General features: G+C 67.4%; 11 protein-coding genes, 1 tRNA gene and 3 rRNA genes. 2 read left to right on the plus strand and 13 right to left on the minus strand.

Annotated elements, in window-relative coordinates; all coding sequences use genetic code 11:
- Positions 1 to 129 precede the first annotated feature (129 nt).
- Positions 130 to 2,748: a SpoIIE family protein phosphatase gene (locus K7I03_RS08230; protein ID WP_185943383.1), complete on the plus strand. Its 2,619-nt coding sequence runs from the start codon at positions 130 to 132 to the stop codon at positions 2,746 to 2,748.
- 51 nt (positions 2,749 to 2,799) lie between these two features.
- On the opposite strand, the gene K7I03_RS08235 is transcribed toward K7I03_RS08230, so the two are convergent.
- The 7 genes from K7I03_RS08235 to dapA all read right to left on the minus strand — a co-directional run bounded on the left by K7I03_RS08235 (position 2,800) and on the right by dapA (position 12,204).
- Positions 2,800 to 2,875, minus strand: a tRNA-Thr gene (locus K7I03_RS08235).
- A gap of 68 nt (positions 2,876 to 2,943) precedes the next feature.
- Positions 2,944 to 3,654: a DegT/DnrJ/EryC1/StrS family aminotransferase gene (locus K7I03_RS08240; RefSeq protein ID WP_185943370.1), complete on the minus strand. Its 711-nt coding sequence runs from the start codon at positions 3,652 to 3,654 to the stop codon at positions 2,944 to 2,946.
- Positions 3,655 to 3,771: 117 nt separating this feature from the next.
- Positions 3,772 to 3,888, minus strand: a 5S ribosomal RNA gene (rrf, locus tag K7I03_RS08245).
- Positions 3,889 to 3,966: 78 nt separating this feature from the next.
- Positions 3,967 to 7,090: ribosomal RNA gene (locus K7I03_RS08250) — 23S ribosomal RNA — on the minus strand.
- 275 nt (positions 7,091 to 7,365) lie between these two features.
- Positions 7,366 to 8,891, minus strand: a 16S ribosomal RNA gene (locus K7I03_RS08255).
- Together the 16S, 23S and 5S rRNA genes form the textbook arrangement of a ribosomal RNA operon.
- A gap of 543 nt (positions 8,892 to 9,434) precedes the next feature.
- Positions 9,435 to 11,120 carry a ribonuclease J gene (locus K7I03_RS08260; protein WP_185945958.1) on the minus strand — a complete coding sequence of 562 codons (1,686 nt, stop codon included), beginning with the start codon at positions 11,118 to 11,120 and terminating at the stop codon, positions 9,435 to 9,437.
- Positions 11,121 to 11,304: 184 nt separating this feature from the next.
- The gene (gene dapA / locus K7I03_RS08265) at positions 11,305 to 12,204 is read right to left on the minus strand and encodes a 4-hydroxy-tetrahydrodipicolinate synthase (RefSeq protein WP_185945959.1); all 900 of its coding nucleotides are present in this window, start codon (positions 12,202 to 12,204) and stop codon (positions 11,305 to 11,307) included.
- Positions 12,205 to 12,584: 380 nt separating this feature from the next.
- Here dapA and K7I03_RS08270 point away from each other — a divergent pair, with 380 nt between their 5' ends.
- On the plus strand, positions 12,585 to 12,845 hold the full coding sequence (locus K7I03_RS08270) for a hypothetical protein (protein ID WP_185945960.1): 261 nt from the start codon (positions 12,585 to 12,587) through the stop codon (positions 12,843 to 12,845).
- 69 nt (positions 12,846 to 12,914) lie between these two features.
- Here the strand turns inward: K7I03_RS08270 and K7I03_RS08275 are convergent, their stop codons facing one another.
- The 6 genes from K7I03_RS08275 to eccD form a co-directional block, all read right to left on the minus strand.
- A complete protein-coding gene (locus tag K7I03_RS08275; protein WP_185945961.1) occupies positions 12,915 to 13,373 on the minus strand; it encodes a tetratricopeptide repeat protein in 459 nt (152 codons plus the stop codon).
- A gap of 6 nt (positions 13,374 to 13,379) precedes the next feature.
- On the minus strand, positions 13,380 to 14,132 hold the full coding sequence (gene dapB / locus K7I03_RS08280) for a 4-hydroxy-tetrahydrodipicolinate reductase (protein WP_185945962.1): 753 nt from the start codon (positions 14,130 to 14,132) through the stop codon (positions 13,380 to 13,382).
- A 26-nt stretch (positions 14,133 to 14,158) separates the two neighbouring features.
- Entirely contained in the window at positions 14,159 to 15,538 is a 1,380-nt protein-coding gene (locus K7I03_RS08285; RefSeq protein ID WP_185945963.1) for a M16 family metallopeptidase, read from the minus strand.
- Complete coding sequence (locus tag K7I03_RS08290) at positions 15,535 to 17,757, minus strand: polyribonucleotide nucleotidyltransferase (protein WP_185945994.1); 2,223 nt, start codon at positions 17,755 to 17,757, stop codon at positions 15,535 to 15,537. The genes K7I03_RS08285 and K7I03_RS08290 overlap by 4 nt, the downstream gene beginning before the upstream one ends.
- 289 nt (positions 17,758 to 18,046) lie before the next feature.
- Positions 18,047 to 18,334: a 30S ribosomal protein S15 gene (gene rpsO / locus K7I03_RS08295; RefSeq protein ID WP_185945964.1), complete on the minus strand. Its 288-nt coding sequence runs from the start codon at positions 18,332 to 18,334 to the stop codon at positions 18,047 to 18,049.
- A 180-nt stretch (positions 18,335 to 18,514) separates the two neighbouring features.
- Positions 18,515 to 19,984, minus strand: a complete 1,470-nt coding sequence (gene eccD / locus K7I03_RS08300) for a type VII secretion integral membrane protein EccD (RefSeq protein WP_185945965.1) — start codon at positions 19,982 to 19,984, stop codon at positions 18,515 to 18,517.
- Positions 19,985 to 20,049 lie beyond the last annotated feature (65 nt).

A 20,049-nucleotide genomic window follows, 5' to 3' on the forward strand; every position in this document is an offset into this window, starting at 1 on the left:
CCGCGTTCCCCGTCCTTCCCCCATCGTTCCCCATCCCGTCTGCCGACGGTTTAGCCTGGCGGACGAATCGTCGTCATGGGAATCGGGCACAGGACTCGGGGGAGCGATGAGAGGCCAATGGGGAGTGCTGTGATCACCGCGCGGGCAGCCGCCACCTTCGAGCCGGTCGGGCGCTCGGTCGCCGCTGCCCGGGCCTTCGTCCGGGACACCCTCCAGGGGTGGGGATTCCCCGACGTCATCGACGACGCGGTGGTGCTGACCAGCGAACTGGTCACCAACGCCGTCGTCCACGCCGGCACCTCCGCCGACGTCCTCTGCGTCAGGACGGACGCGGGCGTCCGCATCGAGGTCAGCGACCGCTACCCCGAACGTGAGCTTCCGCTCCAGACGCCCACCCGCCAGTTCGGCGGCCTGGACCGCGAGGGCGGCCGCGGACTGATGCTCTGCACCGCCCTCGCCGCCTGCTGGGGCGTCGAATACGGCGCCACCCAGAAGAAGGTCTGGTTCCGCCTCGACCTCGACGACCGCCCCGCCGGCACCCGCTCGGCCGGCCCGGCCCTGCCCGTCGAGGCCCTCCCCGTCGCCGACCCCCGGGTCCGCGTCGCGGTCGTCCAGATCGACGGCGCCGGCGGCATCAGCGCCTGGAACGACGACGCCGCGCACCTCTTCGGCTACACCGCCGACCAGGTGACCGGCAAACCCCTCGCCGACCTCGCCGCCTGGCCGCACACCCCCGGCACCTCCACCGGCATCGCCGAGGCCCTCCGCCTCTCCCGCTGGGAGGGCTCGTACGGGATAAGGGGCTCCGACGGCCGCGTCATCCCCGTCTACGCCTCCCACCTGCGCGTCCGCGACAACGAGGGCGCGCCCTCGACGGTCTGCCTGCTGGTCCGCGACGAGGAGCGGGCCGTGCTGCAGAGCCCGCCGCGCTCCTCCGGCCCCGACGCCTCGACGGACCGCGGCACCGCCGCCGACCCCTTCGAGGTCTTCATCGGCTCCCCCGCCCCCGACGACCTCGACGGCCTGCTCCAGCGCACCGTCGAACGCGCCCGCGACATGCTCGACGGCGACGCCGCCTACCTCCTCCTCGCCACCGACGACGAGACCGAGCTGGAGGTACGGGCCTCCACCGGCCTGCCCTCCGCCCGGCAGCGCTTCGCCCGCGTTCCCGTCGAGGCCGGCACCGGCCGCTACGGCTCCGCCCGGCTCCCCTCCGTCCACGACGACCTCAACGCCGTCCCCGGGGCCGTGCCCCTGCTCACCGACACCGGCCTCCGCTCGGTCGTCACCGTCCCGCTCAAGGTCGAGGGCCGCCTCACCGGCTCGCTCGGCGTCGCCGCCGAGGCCCCGCACCGGTACGGCAACGAGGAGGCGCTGCGGCTCCAGTTCGCCGCCGACCGGATCGCCCTCGCCGTCGAGTCCGCCCGCCTCGGCGAGCTCGAACGGCTGCGCCGCGGCTCGCTGTCCTTCCTCGTCGAGGCGTCGGACCTGCTGGCCGGCACCCTGGACCGGGACCAGACGCTGGCCCTGATGGCCCAGATGACCGTCCCGACCCTGGCCACCTGGTGCGCCGTCTACACCATCGCCGACCAGTCCTCCGAGCCGGAGCTCTCCTACGTCCTGCACGAGGACGAGGACCTCATCGACGGCCTCAAGGCGCTGCTGGCCAAGGTCGCCCCGCCGGACCCCGTCCCCACCCCCGGCGCCCGCATCTGGACGGCCCCCGCCCGGGCGGCGCACTCGGAGGCGCTGCGCAGCTCGCTGCGGAGCGTGGGCCTCACCGACGTCCCGGAATCCTCACCCGCCCCCGGCGTCTCGCTCACCACGGCGGCGGCGGTCGGCGGCGAGACCGTAGTGCTGCCCCTGGTGGCCCGCAACCGCGTGATCGGCATGCTCACCCTCGGCAAGCCGACCGACGACCACTTCCGCCAGGAGATCGTCGAGCTCGCCGAGGACCTCTCCCGCCGGGCCGCGCTGGCCCTGGACAACGCCCGCCTCTACAGCGAGCGCACGGCGATCAGCCAGAGCCTCCAGCGCAGCCTGCTCCCGCCGGGCCTGCCGGACGTGCCGGGCGTCGAGGTCGACGTCATCTACCGCGCGGCGGGCGAGGGCAACGAGGTCGGCGGCGACTTCTACGACCTCTTCCCGATCCGGGACGGCGCGTACGGCTTCGCCATCGGCGACGTCTGCGGCACCGGCCCGGAGGCCGCGGCCGTCACCGGCCTGGCCCGGCACGCCCTGCGCCTGCTGGCCCGGGAGGGCTTCGGCGGCCCCGCGGTCCTGGAGCGCCTCAACGCGGCCATCCTGGACGAGGGCGCCCGCAGCCGCTTCCTCACCCTGCTGTACGGCGAGCTGTGGCCGCAGGAGGACGGCAGCGCCCTCCTCAAGGTCGTCTGCGCCGGCCACCCGCTGCCCCTGCGGCTGCGCCCGGACGGCACGGTGGAGCCGGCGGCCGACCCGCAGCCGCTGCTGGGCGTCATGGACGACCTGGAGCTGTACGAGCAGCCGGTCACCCTCGACCCGGGCGACGTCCTGCTGTGCGTCACGGACGGCGTCACCGAGCGCCGCGAGGGCTCGCGCATGCTGGGCGACGACGGTCTCGCGGACGTCCTCGCGACCTGTACGGGCCTGAACGCGGGCGCGGTCTCGGCGCGCATCCTCCGCGCGGTGGAGCGCTTCGCGGCCGAGCCGCCGTCCGACGACATGGCGATTCTGGCCATGCGGATGCCGGAGCGGCCGGTGGAGTGATACCGGTGGATACAAGAAAGGCCCCCGCCGAGAGGCGGGGGCCTTTTCTTCTGGAGCCCCAAAACGGAATCGAACCGTTGACCTTCTCCTTACCATGGAGACGCTCTGCCGACTGAGCTATTGGGGCCGGCAACGAGATAAAGCATACCGGATGTTCGGACGTGCTTTTGACCATCCGGCCGCCGTTCCCGCCGGTCAGGCGGCGACGTCGTACGGCAGGAGCCCGCCCAACGCGTTGCAGGCGGCCACCACATGACGCAGTTCACGGCGCGTCATGCCGGCGTCGACGGGCAGGGCGAGGCACTGCTCCGCGGCCCGCTCGGTCTCGGGGAGGCTCAGATCCTTCACGTCCCGCGCGTACGCCGGCGTCCGGTGCACGGGCGTGGTGATGGGAACGGAGCACCGCACGCCGCGCGCCCGCAGGGCCCGCGCGAAGGCGTCGCGGTCCGGCCGTCCGTTGCCGGGGACGCGGACGACGTAGGAGTGGTAGCGGTGCTCGACGCCGGGCGCGGTGCGGGGCGTCGAGACTCCGGTCAGCCTGCCGTCCAGGTAGGCGGCGTGGGACCGGCGTCGCTGGAGCGCTTCGGCGGAATCGGCGGGCCGCTCTTCGACATGCGAGATGACGGGCAACGGCCGGGCGCCGACGAGGGCCTGAAGGGCCATCACGTCGGCGGGGTGGCCGAAGAGGTCCAGGGGGACGATCGCGGCGGTGCGCTCCCCGATCGCTTCGGCGACGGAGGCCGGCGCGAGGCAGTAGCTCCAGACGTCGATGTCCGCGAACACCGGCGCGGCTCCGACGGCCCGTACGGCCTCGACGACGTCGGTGGTGCCGTACGAGGGCACGATCACCTCGTCACCGATGCCCACGCCGGCCGCTGCCAGGAGGTCTGCTGTCCTTGTCCCCATACCTCCATGATGGTGGCACGACGTTAACCGCGCATGACACTCCGTATTTCTTTGGGAAAACAAAAAAGCTCTGGCGTCTGAACCGAGGTTCAAACACCAGAGCTTTTCTGAAATTTAGTTCGGCGGCGTCCTACTCTCCCACACGGTCCCCCATGCAGTACCATCGGCGCTGAAAGGCTTAGCTTCCGGGTTCGGAATGTAACCGGGCGTTTCCCTAACGCTATGACCACCGAAACACTATGAAACAATTTCAAACAACCGGCACTTTGGTTGTTCGTGGTTTCAGAACCAACACAGTGGACGCGAGCAACTGAGGACAAGCCCTCGGCCTATTAGTACCAGTCAGCTCCAACCGTTACCGGTCTTCCACACCTGGCCTATCAACCCAGTCGTCTACTGGGAGCCTTACCCCATCAAGTGGGTGGGAGTCCTCATCTCGAAGCAGGCTTCCCGCTTAGATGCTTTCAGCGGTTATCCCTCCCGAACGTAGCCAACCAGCCATGCCCTTGGCAGAACAACTGGCACACCAGAGGTTCGTCCGTCCCGGTCCTCTCGTACTAGGGACAGCCCTTCTCAAGACTCCTACGCGCACAGCGGATAGGGACCGAACTGTCTCACGACGTTCTAAACCCAGCTCGCGTACCGCTTTAATGGGCGAACAGCCCAACCCTTGGGACCGACTCCAGCCCCAGGATGCGACGAGCCGACATCGAGGTGCCAAACCATCCCGTCGATATGGACTCTTGGGGAAGATCAGCCTGTTATCCCCGGGGTACCTTTTATCCGTTGAGCGACGGCGCTTCCACAAGCCACCGCCGGATCACTAGTCCCGACTTTCGTCCCTGCTCGACCCGTCGGTCTCACAGTCAAGCTCCCTTGTGCACTTACACTCAACACCTGATTGCCAACCAGGCTGAGGGAACCTTTGGGCGCCTCCGTTACCCTTTAGGAGGCAACCGCCCCAGTTAAACTACCCACCAGACACTGTCCCTGATCCGGATCACGGACCCAGGTTAGACATCCAGCACGACCAGAGTGGTATTTCAACGACGACTCCACACACACTGGCGTGCATGCTTCACAGTCTCCCACCTATCCTACACAAGCCGAACCGAACACCAATATCAAGCTATAGTAAAGGTCCCGGGGTCTTTCCGTCCTGCTGCGCGAAACGAGCATCTTTACTCGTAGTGCAATTTCACCGGGCCTATGGTTGAGACAGTCGAGAAGTCGTTACGCCATTCGTGCAGGTCGGAACTTACCCGACAAGGAATTTCGCTACCTTAGGATGGTTATAGTTACCACCGCCGTTTACTGGCGCTTAAGTTCTCAGCTTCGCCTGGACGAATCCAAGCTAACCGGTCCCCTTAACGTTCCAGCACCGGGCAGGCGTCAGTCCGTATACATCGCCTTACGGCTTCGCACGGACCTGTGTTTTTAGTAAACAGTCGCTTCTCGCTGGTCTCTGCGGCCACACCCAGCTCAGAGTGCAAGACTCATCACCAGACATGGCCCCCCTTCTCCCGAAGTTACGGGGGCATTTTGCCGAGTTCCTTAACCATAGTTCACCCGAACGCCTCGGTATTCTCTACCTGACCACCTGAGTCGGTTTAGGGTACGGGCCGCCATGAAACTCGCTAGAGGCTTTTCTCGACAGCATAGGATCATCCACTTCACCACAATCGGCTCGGCATCAGGTCTCAGCCTTAACGTGTGACGGATTTGCCTACCACACGGCCTACACCCTTACCCCGGGACAACCACCGCCCGGGCTGGACTACCTTCCTGCGTCACCCCATCGCTTACCTACTACAAGTCTGGATCGTCGGCTCCACCACTTTCCATTCCCCGAAGGGTCCGGAACGGCTTCACGGACTTAGCATCGCCTGATTCGATATTGGGCGTTTCAAAGCGGGTACCGGAATATCAACCGGTTGTCCATCGACTACGCCTGTCGGCCTCGCCTTAGGTCCCGACTTACCCTGGGCAGATCAGCTTGACCCAGGAACCCTTAGTCAATCGGCGCACACGTTTCCCACGTGTGTATCGCTACTCATGCCTGCATTCTCACTCGTGAACCGTCCACAACTCGCTTCCGCGGCTGCTTCACCCGGCACACGACGCTCCCCTACCCATCACAGTCCCCGTTAGAGGTATGTACTGCAATGACACGACTTCGGCGGTACGCTTGAGCCCCGCTACATTGTCGGCGCGGAATCACTTGACCAGTGAGCTATTACGCACTCTTTCAAGGGTGGCTGCTTCTAAGCCAACCTCCTGGTTGTCTCTGCGACTCCACATCCTTTCCCACTTAGCGTACGCTTAGGGGCCTTAGTCGATGCTCTGGGCTGTTTCCCTCTCGACCATGGAGCTTATCCCCCACAGTCTCACTGCCGCGCTCTCACTTACCGGCATTCGGAGTTTGGCTAAGGTCAGTAACCCGGTAGGGCCCATCGCCTATCCAGTGCTCTACCTCCGGCAAGAAACACACGACGCTGCACCTAAATGCATTTCGGGGAGAACCAGCTATCACGGAGTTTGATTGGCCTTTCACCCCTAACCACAGGTCATCCCCCAGGTTTTCAACCCTGGTGGGTTCGGTCCTCCACGAAGTCTTACCTCCGCTTCAACCTGCCCATGGCTAGATCACTCCGCTTCGGGTCTTGGGCGCGCTACTCAATCGCCCTATTCGGACTCGCTTTCGCTACGGCTTCCCCACACGGGTTAACCTCGCAACACACCGCAAACTCGCAGGCTCATTCTTCAAAAGGCACGCAGTCACGACATGACAGGCAAGCCTGCCATGCGACGCTCCCACGGCTTGTAGGCACACGGTTTCAGGTACTATTTCACTCCGCTCCCGCGGTACTTTTCACCATTCCCTCACGGTACTATCCGCTATCGGTCACCAGGGAATATTTAGGCTTAGCGGGTGGTCCCGCCAGATTCACACGGGATTTCTCGGGCCCCGTGCTACTTGGGTGTCTCTCAAACGAGCCGCAATGATTTCAGCTACGGGGGTCTTACCCTCTACGCCGGACCTTTCGCATGTCCTTCGCCTATCACTACGGTTTCTGACTCGTCTCACAGCCGGCAGACTATGAAAGAGAGATCCCACAACCCCGCCTGCGCAACCCCTGCCGGGTATCACACACAAACGGTTTGGCCTCATCCGGTTTCGCTCGCCACTACTCCCGGAATCACGGTTGTTTTCTCTTCCTGCGGGTACTGAGATGTTTCACTTCCCCGCGTTCCCTCCACACTGCCTATGTGTTCAGCAGCGGGTGACAGCCCATGACGACTGCCGGGTTTCCCCATTCGGACACCCCCGGATCACAGCTTGGTTGACAGCTCCCCGGGGCCTATCGTGGCCTCCCACGTCCTTCATCGGTTCCTGGTGCCAAGGCATCCACCGTGCGCCCTTAAAAACTTGGCCACAGATGCTCGCGTCCACTGTGCAGTTCTCAAACAACGACCAGCCACCCGTCACAACCCGCCGAAGCAAGCCTTTACCGGGGCCGGACCGAAGGCAACAAGCTCACGCTCGTACCCTCAGACACCCAACAGCGTGCCCGACCCAGCCTCTCCAGACCCTGTGTTCCACGCCGAAGCAGTACTAACAAGTCCCTCAAGACTGTGCCGAATAGTCAACGTTCCACCCATGAGCAACCGTACGAGTCATTCGCTCGTAGTCGGCTATGTGCTCCTTAGAAAGGAGGTGATCCAGCCGCACCTTCCGGTACGGCTACCTTGTTACGACTTCGTCCCAATCGCCAGTCCCACCTTCGACAGCTCCCTCCACAAGGGTTGGGCCACCGGCTTCGGGTGTTACCGACTTTCGTGACGTGACGGGCGGTGTGTACAAGGCCCGGGAACGTATTCACCGCAGCAATGCTGATCTGCGATTACTAGCAACTCCAACTTCATGGGGTCGAGTTGCAGACCCCAATCCGAACTGAGACCGGCTTTTTGAGATTCGCTCCACCTCACGGTATCGCAGCTCATTGTACCGGCCATTGTAGCACGTGTGCAGCCCAAGACATAAGGGGCATGATGACTTGACGTCGTCCCCACCTTCCTCCGAGTTGACCCCGGCAGTCTCCTGTGAGTCCCCATCACCCCGAAAGGCATGCTGGCAACACAGAACAAGGGTTGCGCTCGTTGCGGGACTTAACCCAACATCTCACGACACGAGCTGACGACAGCCATGCACCACCTGTACACCGACCACAAGGGGGGCACTATCTCTAGCGCTTTCCGGTGTATGTCAAGCCTTGGTAAGGTTCTTCGCGTTGCGTCGAATTAAGCCACATGCTCCGCTGCTTGTGCGGGCCCCCGTCAATTCCTTTGAGTTTTAGCCTTGCGGCCGTACTCCCCAGGCGGGGAACTTAATGCGTTAGCTGCGGCACGGACGACGTGGAATGTCGCCCACACCTAGTTCCCAACGTTTACGGCGTGGACTACCAGGGTATCTAATCCTGTTCGCTCCCCACGCTTTCGCTCCTCAGCGTCAGTATCGGCCCAGAGATCCGCCTTCGCCACCGGTGTTCCTCCTGATATCTGCGCATTTCACCGCTACACCAGGAATTCCGATCTCCCCTACCGAACTCTAGCCTGCCCGTATCGAATGCAGACCCGGGGTTAAGCCCCGGGCTTTCACATCCGACGCGACAAGCCGCCTACGAGCTCTTTACGCCCAATAATTCCGGACAACGCTTGCGCCCTACGTATTACCGCGGCTGCTGGCACGTAGTTAGCCGGCGCTTCTTCTGCAGGTACCGTCACTCTCGCTTCTTCCCTGCTGAAAGAGGTTTACAACCCGAAGGCCGTCATCCCTCACGCGGCGTCGCTGCATCAGGCTTTCGCCCATTGTGCAATATTCCCCACTGCTGCCTCCCGTAGGAGTCTGGGCCGTGTCTCAGTCCCAGTGTGGCCGGTCGCCCTCTCAGGCCGGCTACCCGTCGTCGCCTTGGTAGGCCATCACCCCACCAACAAGCTGATAGGCCGCGGGCTCATCCTGCACCGCCGGAGCTTTCCACCACCAACCATGCGGTCAGTAGTCGTATCCGGTATTAGACCCCGTTTCCAGGGCTTGTCCCAGAGTGCAGGGCAGATTGCCCACGTGTTACTCACCCGTTCGCCACTAATCCCCTCCCGAAAGAGGTTCATCGTTCGACTTGCATGTGTTAAGCACGCCGCCAGCGTTCGTCCTGAGCCAGGATCAAACTCTCCGTGAATGTTTACCGGTCATCCGGTGCAACACTCGCGTTGAGCGGAACGACCAAGCGGAATAAGCCCGGTCGTTCACAGCGTCCTCGCTGTGTTTTTCAAAGGAACCTCATCCAGGACCACAAGGATCCGTGGACGGGGTTGTTTTATAGTCTGGCGTTGACTTTTGGCACGCTGTTGAGTTCTCAAGGAACGGACGCTTCCTTTGTACTCACCCGAGAGACTCTCTCAGGCTTTCCTCTGGGCGCTTCCCTTCGGTGTTTCCAACCTTACCAGATCCGTTTTCCGTTCCGTTTCCGGTTCGGATTCTGTTTCCGGCCCCCTGTTGGAGCGGGGTTTCGCCTTCTTGCTTTCGCTTTCCGGCGGTGCCGACTTTATCAGATCCGATTCAGTCGGTTTTTCCGACCGCCTGACGGTCTTCCCTTCACGCCGAAGCGCTACAGGGTTCCCGTCGCGGTGGAGCCGTAAACGTACTGGACGGCCGCGCCCGGATGCAAATCGAGGCGGGCGCGGCCGTCCGTGCGGCTGACGGGGCGTCAACCGAAGGTGCGTCAGACCTCGACGACCACGGGCAGGATCATCGGGCGCCGGCGGTACTGGTCGGAGACCCAGCGGCCCACCGCGCGGCGGATCAGCTGCTGGAGCTGGTGCGGCTCGGCGATGCCGTCCGCGGCCGCCTTGGCGATGGACTCCTCGATCTTGGGCACCACGGCGTTGAACGACGCGTCGTCGATGCCGGAACCGCGGGCCTGGATCTGCGGGCCGCTGACGACCTTGCCGGTTGTGGAGTCGACGACCACGAAGACCGAGATGATGCCCTCGTCGCCCAGGATGCGGCGGTCCTTCAGGGAGGACTCCGTCACGTCGCCGACCGAGAGGCCGTCCACGTACACGTAACCGGCCTGGACCTTGCCGACGATCCTCGCCGCGCCGTCGACGAGGTCGACGACCACGCCGTCCTCGGCGATGACGATGTGGTTCTTCGGCACACCGGTGAGCGCGCCCAGTTCGGCGTTGGCGCGCAGGTGGCGCCACTCGCCGTGCACCGGCATCAGGTTCCGCGGCTTGCAGATGTTGTAGAAGTACAGCAGCTCGCCCGCGGAGGCGTGTCCGGAGACGTGGACCTTGGCGTTGCCCTTGTGGACGACGTTGGCGCCCCAGCGGGTCAGGCCGTTGATCACGCGGTAGACCGCGTTCTCGTTGCCAGGGATGAGGGACGACGCCAGGATGACGGTGTCGCCCTGGACGATCCGGATCTGGTGGTCGCGGTTGGCCATCCGGGACAGCGCGGCCATCGGCTCGCCCTGGGAACCCGTGCAGACGAGCACGACCTGCTCGTCCGGCAGGTCGTCCAGCGCCTTGACGTCGACGACCAGACCGGCCGGGACGCGCAGGTAGCCCAGGTCACGGGCGATGCCCATGTTGCGGACCATCGAGCGGCCGACGAAGGCCACCCGGCGGCCGTACTCGTGCGCGGCGTCCAGGATCTGCTGGATGCGGTGCACATGGCTGGCGAAGCTGGCGACGATGATGCGCTTCTGGGCGCCGGCGAAGACCGTCCGCAGCACGTTGGAGATGTCGCGCTCCGGCGGGACGAAGCCGGGGACCTCTGCGTTGGTGGAGTCCACCAGCAGCAGGTCGATGCCCTCCTCGCCGAGCCGCGCGAAGGCGGGCAGGTCGGTGAGGCGGCGGTCCAGCGGAAGCTGGTCCATCTTGAAGTCGCCGGTGTGCACCGCCATGCCGGCGGGGGTGCGGATGGCGACCGCCAGGGCGTCCGGGATGGAGTGGTTGACCGCCACGAACTCCAGGTCGAAGGGGCCGATGGCCTCGCGGTGGCCTTCGACGACCTCCAGGGTGTACGGGCGGATGCGGTGCTCCTGGAGCTTCGCCTCGATCAGCGCGAGGGTCAGCTTCGAGCCGATCAGCGGGATGTCCGGCTTCTCGCGGAGCAGGTAGGGGACGCCGCCGATGTGGTCCTCGTGGCCGTGCGTGAGCACGATGCCGTCGATGTCGTCCAGGCGGTCCCGGATGGACGTGAAGTCCGGCAGGATCAGGTCGACTCCGGGCTGCTCCTCCTCGGGGAAAAGCACTCCGCAGTCGACGATCAGCAGACGGCCGCCGTACTCGAAGACCGTCATGTTGCGGCCGATCTCGCCAAGACCGCCGAGCGGCGTGACGCGCAGGCCGCCCTCGGGGAGCTTCGGCGGGGGACCGAGTTCAGGGTGCGGGTGACTCAAAAGACTCTCCTCACCACGCACGCCACATGTCCCGGGGACACATGGCGCGCGTGACATTCGTGCACTTGCAGTTATGGGTTACCGGTATTCGGTTGTCGAGCTTGTTCAGTTGTGAAGCGGTATTCGGTTGTGAAGTCTGCGGGCGGCCCGTCGCGCGGTGGCGCGGACGGTCGCGCGCCCTCTCCTAGAGCTGTACCCCGCCGACGGCCAGATCGCGCTTGAGCTGTTCGGTCTGCTCGGGGCCGAGCTCGACCAGCGGCAGCCGCAGCGGCCCGGCCGGCAGGCCCTGGAGGCTCAGTGCCCGCTTGGTGGTGATCACACCCTGGGCCCGGAAGACGCCGGTGAAGACCGGCAGCAGCCGCTGGTGGATCGCCGTCGCCTTGGTGACGTCACCCGAGAGGTGAGCCTCCAGCAAGGCGCGCAGCTCGGGGGCGACGAAGTGGCCGACCACGGAGACGAAGCCGACCGCGCCGACGGACAGCAGCGGCAGGTTCAGCATGTCGTCGCCGGAGTACCAGGCCAGTCCGCTGCGGCTGAGGGCCCAGCTCGCCGCGCCCAGGTCGCCCTTGGCGTCCTTGTTGGCGACGATGCGGGGGTGCTCGGCGAGCCGGACCATCGTCTCGGTCTCGATCGCGGTGCCGCTGCGGCCGGGGATGTCGTAGAGCATCACCGGGAGGTCGGTGGCGTCCGCGACCGTGGTGAAGTGCCGGTACAGGCCCTCCTGAGGGGGCTTGTTGTAGTACGGCGTCACGGCCAGCAGGCCGTGGGCGCCCGCCCGCTCGGCGGCGCGGGCCAGCTCGACGCTGTGCCGGGTGTCGTTGGTGCCGGCTCCGGCCACGATGTGCGCCCGGTCGCCGACGGCCTCCACAACCGCCCGTACGAGCTGCGCTTTCTCCGCGTCGCTGGTGGTGGGCGACTCGCCGGTGGTGCCGTTGACGACGAGGCCGTCGTTGCCGGCGTCGACCAGGTGGGCGGCGAGCCGCTGCGCGCCGTCGAGGTCGAGAGCGCCGTCGGAGGTGAAGGGGGTGACCATAGCGGTCAGGACCCGTCCGAAGGGCGTCTGCGGTGTGGAGATCGGAGCCATGGGGGCCACGCTACTCGTTGCTCACCGTGAGGTACTCCCTCGGGGAGTGTGCAATGGATCCCGGCACTGCCTGCTCGGGGGTTCAAACAGTGCCGGGTCCGTTTATTCAGCCTAAATGAAGAGGTCGAAAGGTCGCAATACGGACAACCCGCCACCGGGGCTCATCGGGGCGCCCGTCCCTCCCCCGGGTTCCCGCGCTACGGAGCGGCACGACCCTCCCGGGTCGGCGGCGGCGTGGACCGAGGGCACCGACCACGTCCGCCCGCCAGATGTCCGGCGGTTGAGATTTTTCACAGACGTCCCAGAAATCGGGCACCAAATCGGGCGTTCGAGCGTCTTTACGGGTGACAGCCACCTCAAGGTTCCTAGGAGAGCCCACCATGTCCCTCCCCCAGCTACCGCTGGGCGGTGCCCCCAGAGAGCCCGTACCGTTCGCCTTCGTCGCCGAAGCCGAGCGGTATCGCAGCAACATCACGCCGCCTCCTCAGCGCGCCAGTCGCTCGCAGATCGTCGGGCGGGTGCTGATGGGGCTGACGGTCACCGCCGGGCTGGCCGGAGCACTTCTGTTCGGCATGCCCGCGATGGACACCAGCCCGCAGAACACCCACCACTCGCAGAGCACTCAGGCGTCCAACCGCTGAGGGCGGTTCACCCGAAAAGGGCCCGGTCGACAAGGCGACCAGGCCCTTTTCCGTACCTCCGGAGAGGCTTCAGTGCGCCGCGCGCACCGGCTTCCCGTCGTGCAGCGCGATCGCCCGCTGCATGGCCTTACGGGCCCGCGGGGTGTCCCGCGCGTCGTGGTAGGCCACGGCGAGCCGGAACCAGCTGCGCCAGTCGTCCGGGGCGGCCTCCGTCTCGGCCCTGCGGCGGGCGAAGACGGCGTCCGCCGAGTCCCGGTCCACCCGGCCGCTGGGGGTCCGCTCCAGCTCGTCGACGGGCAGTCCGCCCTCGGCTTCCAGCTCGCGCGCCAGCCGGTTGGCGTCCCGCGCGAACTTGGTGGTCTGGTAGAGGAACCAGGCGCCGATGAACGGCAGGATGAGGACGGCGACACCGAAGGCGACCGTGATGGCCGTGCCCTGCTCGATGAGCATGACGCCGCGGCTGCCGACCAGGACGAAGTAGACGACCAGGACGGCGGCCAGCCCGAAGTAGACGATCTTCGCGCGCATCGTCGATCAGCCCAGATCCAGGAAGTGCTCGAGGCCGAAGGTCAGCCCCGGGGTCCGCGGCACCCGGCGGGCGCCCAGCAGGATGCCCGGCATGAAGCAGCTGTGGTGCAGCGAGTCGTGCCGGATGGTGAGGGTCTCGCCGGTGTCGCCGAGCAGCACCTCCTGGTGGGCCAGCAGGCCGCGCAGCCGGACGGAGTGCACGGGCACCCCGTCGACGTCGGCACCGCGCGCGCCGTCCAGCGCCGTGGTGGTGGCGTCGGGCTGCGGCGGGCAGCCGGCCTCGCGCCGCGCGGCGGCGATGAGCTGCGCGGTGCGGGTGGCGGTGCCGGAGGGGGCGTCCGCCTTGTTCGGGTGGTGCAGTTCGACGACCTCGACCGACTCGAAGAACCGGGCCGCCTGCCGGGCGAACGTCATGGTCAGGACGGCACCGATGGAGAAGTTCGGCGCGATGAGCACTCCTGTCGACGGGGAGGCGTCGAGCCAGGAGGTGAGCCGGGCGAGGCGGTCCTCGGTCCAGCCGGTGGTGCCGACGACGGCGTGGATGCCGTTGCGGACGCAGAACTCCAGGTTGTCCATGACGGAGTCGGGGTGCGTCAGTTCGACGGCGACCTGGGCCCCGGCCGCGGTCAGGGCCTCCAGGCTGTCGCCCCGGCCCAGCGCGGCCACCAGTTCCATGTCGTCGGCGGCCTCGACGGCCCGGACGGCCTCGGAGCCGATGCGGCCCCGGGCGCCGATGACCGCCACGCGCAGCTTGCTCATCGTTCCTGCTTCCTTCGACGGTGACACTAGGAAACGGCCTCGTGCAGGCGGGCGGCCTGCTTGTCCTTCAGCGGGCCGATCACGGACAGCGAGGGGCGCTGCCCCAGGACGTCGCGGGCCACCGCGCGGACCTCGTCCGGGGTGACGGCCGAGATGCGGGCCAGCATGTCGTCGACCGACATCTGCTCGCCCCAGCACAGCTCGCTCTTGCCGATGCGGTTCATCAGCGCGCCGGTGTCCTCCAGGCCGAGGACCGTGGAGCCCGAGAGCTGGCCGATCGCGCGGCCGATCTCCTCGTCGGACAGGCCCTCGGAGGCGACCAGGTCGAGCTGGTCGCGGCAGATCCGCAGCACATCGTGGACCTGGCTGGGCCGGCAGCCGGCGTAGACGCCGAAGAGGCCGCAGTCGGCGAACCCGGAGGTGTACGAGTAGACCGAGTAGGCGAGGCCGCGCTTCTCCCGTACCTCCTGGAAGAGGCGGGAGCTCATGCCGCCGCCGAGCGCCGTGTTGAGCACGCCGAGCGCCCAGCGGCGCTCGTCGGTGCGGGCCAGGCCGGGCATGCCGAGGACGACGTGCGCCTGCTCGGTCTTGCGGTTCAGCACCTCCACGCGGCCGGCGGTGCGGATGGTCCGCGAGCCGGAGCGCGGCGCGACGGGCACGGCGTCCGTACGGGACAGCGCGCCGGCCCGGTCGAACGCGGCGCGGACCTGGCGGACGACCTTGGCGTGGTCGACGTTGCCCGCGGCGGCGACGACGAGGCGGGTGGGGTCGTAGTGCTTCTTGTAGAAGCGAGCGATCTGGTCGCGGCCCAGCGCGTTGATCGTGTCGACGGTGCCGAGCACCGGGCGGCCGAGGGGGGTGTCGCCCAGCATGGTGTGCGCGAACAGGTCGTGCACACAGTCGCCGGGGTCGTCCTCGGTCATGGCGATCTCTTCGAGGATCACCCCGCGCTCGGCGTCCACGTCCGCGGCGTCGATCAGGGACCCGGTGAGCATGTCGCAGACGACGTCGATGGCCAGCGGCAGGTCGGTGTCGAGGACACGCGCGTAGTAGCACGTGTACTCCTTGGCCGTGAAGGCGTTCATCTCGCCGCCGACCGCGTCGATCGCGGCGGAGATGTCGAGCGCGCTGCGCTTGGCCGTGCCCTTGAAGAGCAGGTGCTCCAGGTAGTGGGTGGCGCCGTTGAGCGTCGGGGTCTCGTCGCGCGAGCCGACGTTGGCCCAGATGCCGAAGGTGGCGGAGCGGACGGACGGCAGGGTCTCGGTGACGACGCGGAGGCCGCCGGGGAGGGTGGTCCTGCGGACCGTGCCGATGCCGTTCTCGCCCTTGAGAAGCGTTTGGGTACGGGCGACGGCCCGCCCCTCCGAGGAGGTGCGGGCCGTCTTCCGTGTACTACGGGACGTCACTTGGCGGACTCGTCCTTGGTCTCGGCGGTGTCGTCGTTCTCGCCCTCGATCACGGGGACGAGGGAGAGCTTGCCGCGCTGGTCGATCTCGGCGATCTCGACCTGGACCTTGGCGCCGACGCCGAGCACGTCCTCGACGTTCTCCACGCGCTTGCCGCCGGCGAGCTTGCGGATCTGCGAGATGTGCAGCAGGCCGTCCTTGCCGGGCATCAGGGAGACGAAGGCACCGAAGGTGGTGGTCTTGACGACCGTGCCCAGGTACCGCTCGCCGACCTCCGGCATGGTCGGGTTGGCGATCGCGTTGATCGTGGCGCGGGCGGCCTCGGCGGAGGGGCCGTCGGCGGCACCGATGTAGATGGTGCCGTCGTCCTCGATGGTGATCTCGGCGCCGGTGTCCTCCTGGATCTGGTTGATCATCTTGCCCTTGGGGCCGATGACCTCACCGATCTTGTCCACCGGGATCTTGACGGTGATGATCCGCGGGGCGTTGGGGGACATCTCGTCCGGCGTGTCGATGGCCTCCATCATCACGTCGAGGATGTGCAGGCGGGCGTCGCGGGCCTGCTTGAGGGCCGCGGCCAGGACGGAGGCCGGGATGCCGTCCAGCTTGGTGTCGAGCTGGAGGGCGGTCACGAACTCCTTGGTGCCGGCGACCTTGAAGTCCATGTCACCGAAGGCGTCCTCAGCACCGAGGATGTCGGTGAGGGCGACGTAGTGGGTCTTGCCGTCGATCTCCTGGGAGATCAGGCCCATGGCGATGCCGGCGACGGGGGCCTTCAGGGGCACACCGGCGTTCAGCAGCGACATGGTGGAGGCGCAGACCGAGCCCATGGACGTCGAGCCGTTGGAGCCGAGGGCCTCGGACACCTGGCGGATCGCGTAGGGGAACTCCTCGCGGGTCGGCAGGACCGGCACGATCGCGCGCTCGGCGAGCGCGCCGTGGCCGATCTCGCGGCGCTTGGGCGAACCCACGCGGCCGGTCTCACCGACGGAGTACGGCGGGAAGTTGTAGTTGTGCATGTAGCGCTTGCGCGTCACCGGCGAGAGGGTGTCGAGCTGCTGCTCCATGCGGAGCATGTTCAGCGTGGTGACACCCAGGATCTGGGTCTCGCCGCGCTCGAACAGCGCGGAGCCGTGCACCCGCGGGATGGCCTCGACCTCGGCGGCCAGGGTGCGGATGTCGGTGACACCGCGGCCGTCGATGCGCTTCTTCTCCTTGATGACGCGCTCACGGACCAGAGACTTGGTCAGCGAGCGGTACGCGGCGGAGATCTCCTTCTCGCGGCCCTCGAACTCCGGGAGGAGCTTCTCGGCGGCGAGCGCCTTGACGCGGTCCAGCTCCGCCTCGCGGTCCTGCTTGCCGGCGATGGTGAGCGCCTGGGCCAGCTCGGGGCGGACGGCGGCGGCGAGCGCCTCGAAGACGTCGTCCTGGTAGTCCAGGAAGATCGGGAACTCGCCCTCGGGCTTGGCGGCCTTCGCGGCGAGGTCGGCCTGGGCCTTGCAGAGCACCTTGATGAAGGGCTTCGCGGCCTCGAGACCGGCGGCGACGACCTCCTCGGTGGGCGCCTCGGCGCCGCCCGCGACCAGCTGGATGGTCTTCTCGGTGGCCTCGGCCTCGACCATCATGATCGCGACGTCGCCGTCCTCCAGGGCGCGGCCCGCGACGACCATGTCGAAGACGGCGTCCTCGAGCTCGGTGTGCGTCGGGAAGGCCACCCACTGGCCGTTGATCAGCGCGACGCGGACGCCGCCGATCGGGCCGGAGAAGGGCAGGCCGGCCAGCTGCGTGGACGCGGAGGCGGCGTTGATCGCCACGACGTCGTACAGGTGGTCGGGGTTGAGCGCCATGATCGTGGCGACGACCTGGATCTCGTTGCGCAGGCCCTTCTTGAAGGAGGGGCGCAGCGGGCGGTCGATCAGGCGGCAGGTGAGGACCGCGTCCTCGGAGGGCCGGCCCTCGCGGCGGAAGAAGCTGCCGGGGATCTTGCCGGCGGCGTACATCCGCTCCTCGACGTCCACCGTGAGCGGGAAGAAGTCGAGCTGGTCCTTGGGCTGCTTGGACGCGGAGGTGGCCGACAGCACCATGGTGTCGTCGTCCAGGTACGCGACGGCGGAGCCGGCGGCCTGCTTGGCCAGGCGGCCCGTCTCGAAGCGGATGGTGCGGGTGCCGAAGGCGCCGTTGTCGATGACGGCCTCGGCGTAGTGGGTCTCGTTCTCCACCAGGGATATCTCCTCGTCGGATCCATGTGCCGTCCGCGCCCGTGTGGCGGGACGGTGGTGGAGGGCGCGCTGTGCTCTGTGCGGGCCGGTCTTCGATCGAAGCACCCGGAATTCCCCGTTCCGGGGGCCACTACCGAGGACCGGCGGAGAGTCCGCGCTCCTCCTGGCATGCGTCGTGTTCGTTATGCCGTGCGTTGTGCCGTTGTGGGACCAGAGTACAAAGCTTCCGTGTCCCACGAGATACGCAAAGGGAGCGGCCCCCAGTGGGAACCGCTCCCTTCGTCACGTCTTACTTGGCGCCGGCGGCACCGCGGCGGATGCCGAGGCGCTCGACCAGGGCGCGGAAGCGCGTGATGTCCTTCTTCGCCAGGTACTGCAGCAGGCGGCGACGCTGGCCGACCAGCAGCAGCAGACCACGGCGGGAGTGGTGGTCGTGCTTGTGCTTCTTGAGGTGCTCGGTCAGGTCCGAGATGCGGCGGGTGAGCATCGCGACCTGGACCTCGGGGGAGCCGGTGTCGCCCTCCTTGGTGGCGAACTCGGACATGATCTGCTTCTTCGTAGCGGCGTCGAGCGACACGCGATACTCCTTCAGAGTCTCGTTTGGCCACCGAGTGCCCCTGGTCTTGGTCTCAGGGGAGCTTCCGTTACTCGGGAGGCGGGGTCCGCTGGGCGCTGTCCCCAGACACCGCGAAGGGCGGTCCGGGGGCGCGTACACATACGGCCGTCACACAGCGTACCAGCAGCACCGGCCGGGGCGTCACCCGCTGGTCATGCTCCGGGCCGCGGAGTACACGTCCAGTACCGCCAGGCACAGGGGCACCAGGGCGAGCAGGAAGGCGCTCTCGGCGAGGTCGGAGAGGCGGCCCCAGAACGGGGACAGCCCCTTCTTGGGGACGATCAGCGCGATGCCGACGATCAGCGCGGCCCCGGCGGCGACGGCCGCCGCCAGCCACACGGTGTGCACGTCGAGCGGGCCGCGGTCGCCCTCCATGACCATCTTGCGGACCGCCTCGCCCGGCGGGTTCAGGGACAGGCCGAGCACCAGCAGCCCGAGGCCCGCGAGACCGGCCGTGAGGACGGCCGCGACCTGCGCGGTGTAGCGGAAGAGGCGGGCGCGCAGCAGCATGGCGGCGCCGGTGGCCAGGGCCAGCAGCTGCGCCCATACGTCGTGGGAGAAGCCGAGGACGGCACAGGCGCCGACGACGACGGCCGCGCTGCCGCCGACCAGGCCGAGCAGCATCTCGTGGCCCCGGCGGGCCTGCGCGGCGACGCGGTCGGCGTTGACGGGGTCCGCGGCCGGGACGCCCGGCTCGCGGTCGGGGTCGCCCGCGGTGGCCGAGCGCGGGGCGGCGTAGCCGATGGGCAGCCGGGCGACGCGGGCGGACAGCCCGGGGAGGAAGGCCAGGGCGCCGACCGCGACGACGGCGCAGACGGCGGCGGTGTCGGTGGGGCTCGCGCCGGCCAGGATCGCGCAGAAGGTGGCGAGGGTGCCGACCGCGGAGGCGAAGACGGCGGCGACGAAGGGGGCGTCCCCGCTGGGCATGACCGCGGCGAGCACCACGGAGGCGACGAGGACGGTGACGCAGCCGAGCAGGAACTGGAGGCGGCCGACGCCCTCGCCGTCCCGGAGGGCGATCAGGCCGGATCCGGCGATCATCAGGTGCGGCAGGGCGGAGAGGCCCATGGCGACGGCGGACGGCCGGTCGTCGTAGACGCGGGCGCGGACGCCGGAGAGTGCCGTCAGCAGGATGCCGACCGCGGCGGCGATGATGCCGGGCAGGCTGTGCATGTCGTGCCGCGCCGGGTCGGCGAACCAGAGGACGAAGCCCAGCAGGACCAGCAGCAGGGAGCCGCCGGCCAGGCCGGAGGCGCGCAGCAGCCGCTCGTTCCACAGGGTGCGGTCGCGGGTGACGGCGGCGGCGACCGCGTCGGCGACGTCGTCGTAGACGGCGGGCGGCAGCGACTCGGTGAACGGACGCAGCCGCAGGAGCGCGCCGTCGAGTACGCGCTGGGCGCCGAGCGAACGCGCCGGTTCGAGCACGGTGCCGTCGGTGCCCACCAGGTGGTAGCCGGGCGGGGTGGTCCCCTCGGCGGTGTGCCCGGTGAGCCGGAGGATCTCCGGGAGGAGATCCGCGACGGCGACGTCGTCGGGGAGGGCGACGTCGATCCGGCTGTCGGGCGCGACGACCGTCACTCGGCTGTAACCGGTCGTTGTGGTCGGACTCACCTTGGAGGGCCCCCTCGTTGCCTGCTGTTCCACCCGCCGGTCCCGCGGTCTGCCGCCGGTGGTCC

Source organism: Streptomyces mobaraensis (assembly GCF_020099395.1).
In the GTDB taxonomy this organism is placed as follows: domain Bacteria; phylum Actinomycetota; class Actinomycetes; order Streptomycetales; family Streptomycetaceae; genus Streptomyces.

Coding starts and splice junctions, on each gene's coding strand:
- K7I03_RS08270 (WP_185945960.1), top strand. CDS start 12,585: ATGTCCCTCCCCCAGCTACCGCTGGGCGGTGCCCCCAGAGAGCCCGTA.
- K7I03_RS08275 (WP_185945961.1), bottom strand. CDS start 13,373: ATGCGCGCGAAGATCGTCTACTTCGGGCTGGCCGCCGTCCTGGTCGTC.
- K7I03_RS08240 (WP_185943370.1), bottom strand. CDS start 3,654: ATGGGGACAAGGACAGCAGACCTCCTGGCAGCGGCCGGCGTGGGCATC.
- dapA (WP_185945959.1), bottom strand. CDS start 12,204: ATGGCTCCGATCTCCACACCGCAGACGCCCTTCGGACGGGTCCTGACC.
- dapB (WP_185945962.1), bottom strand. CDS start 14,132: ATGAGCAAGCTGCGCGTGGCGGTCATCGGCGCCCGGGGCCGCATCGGC.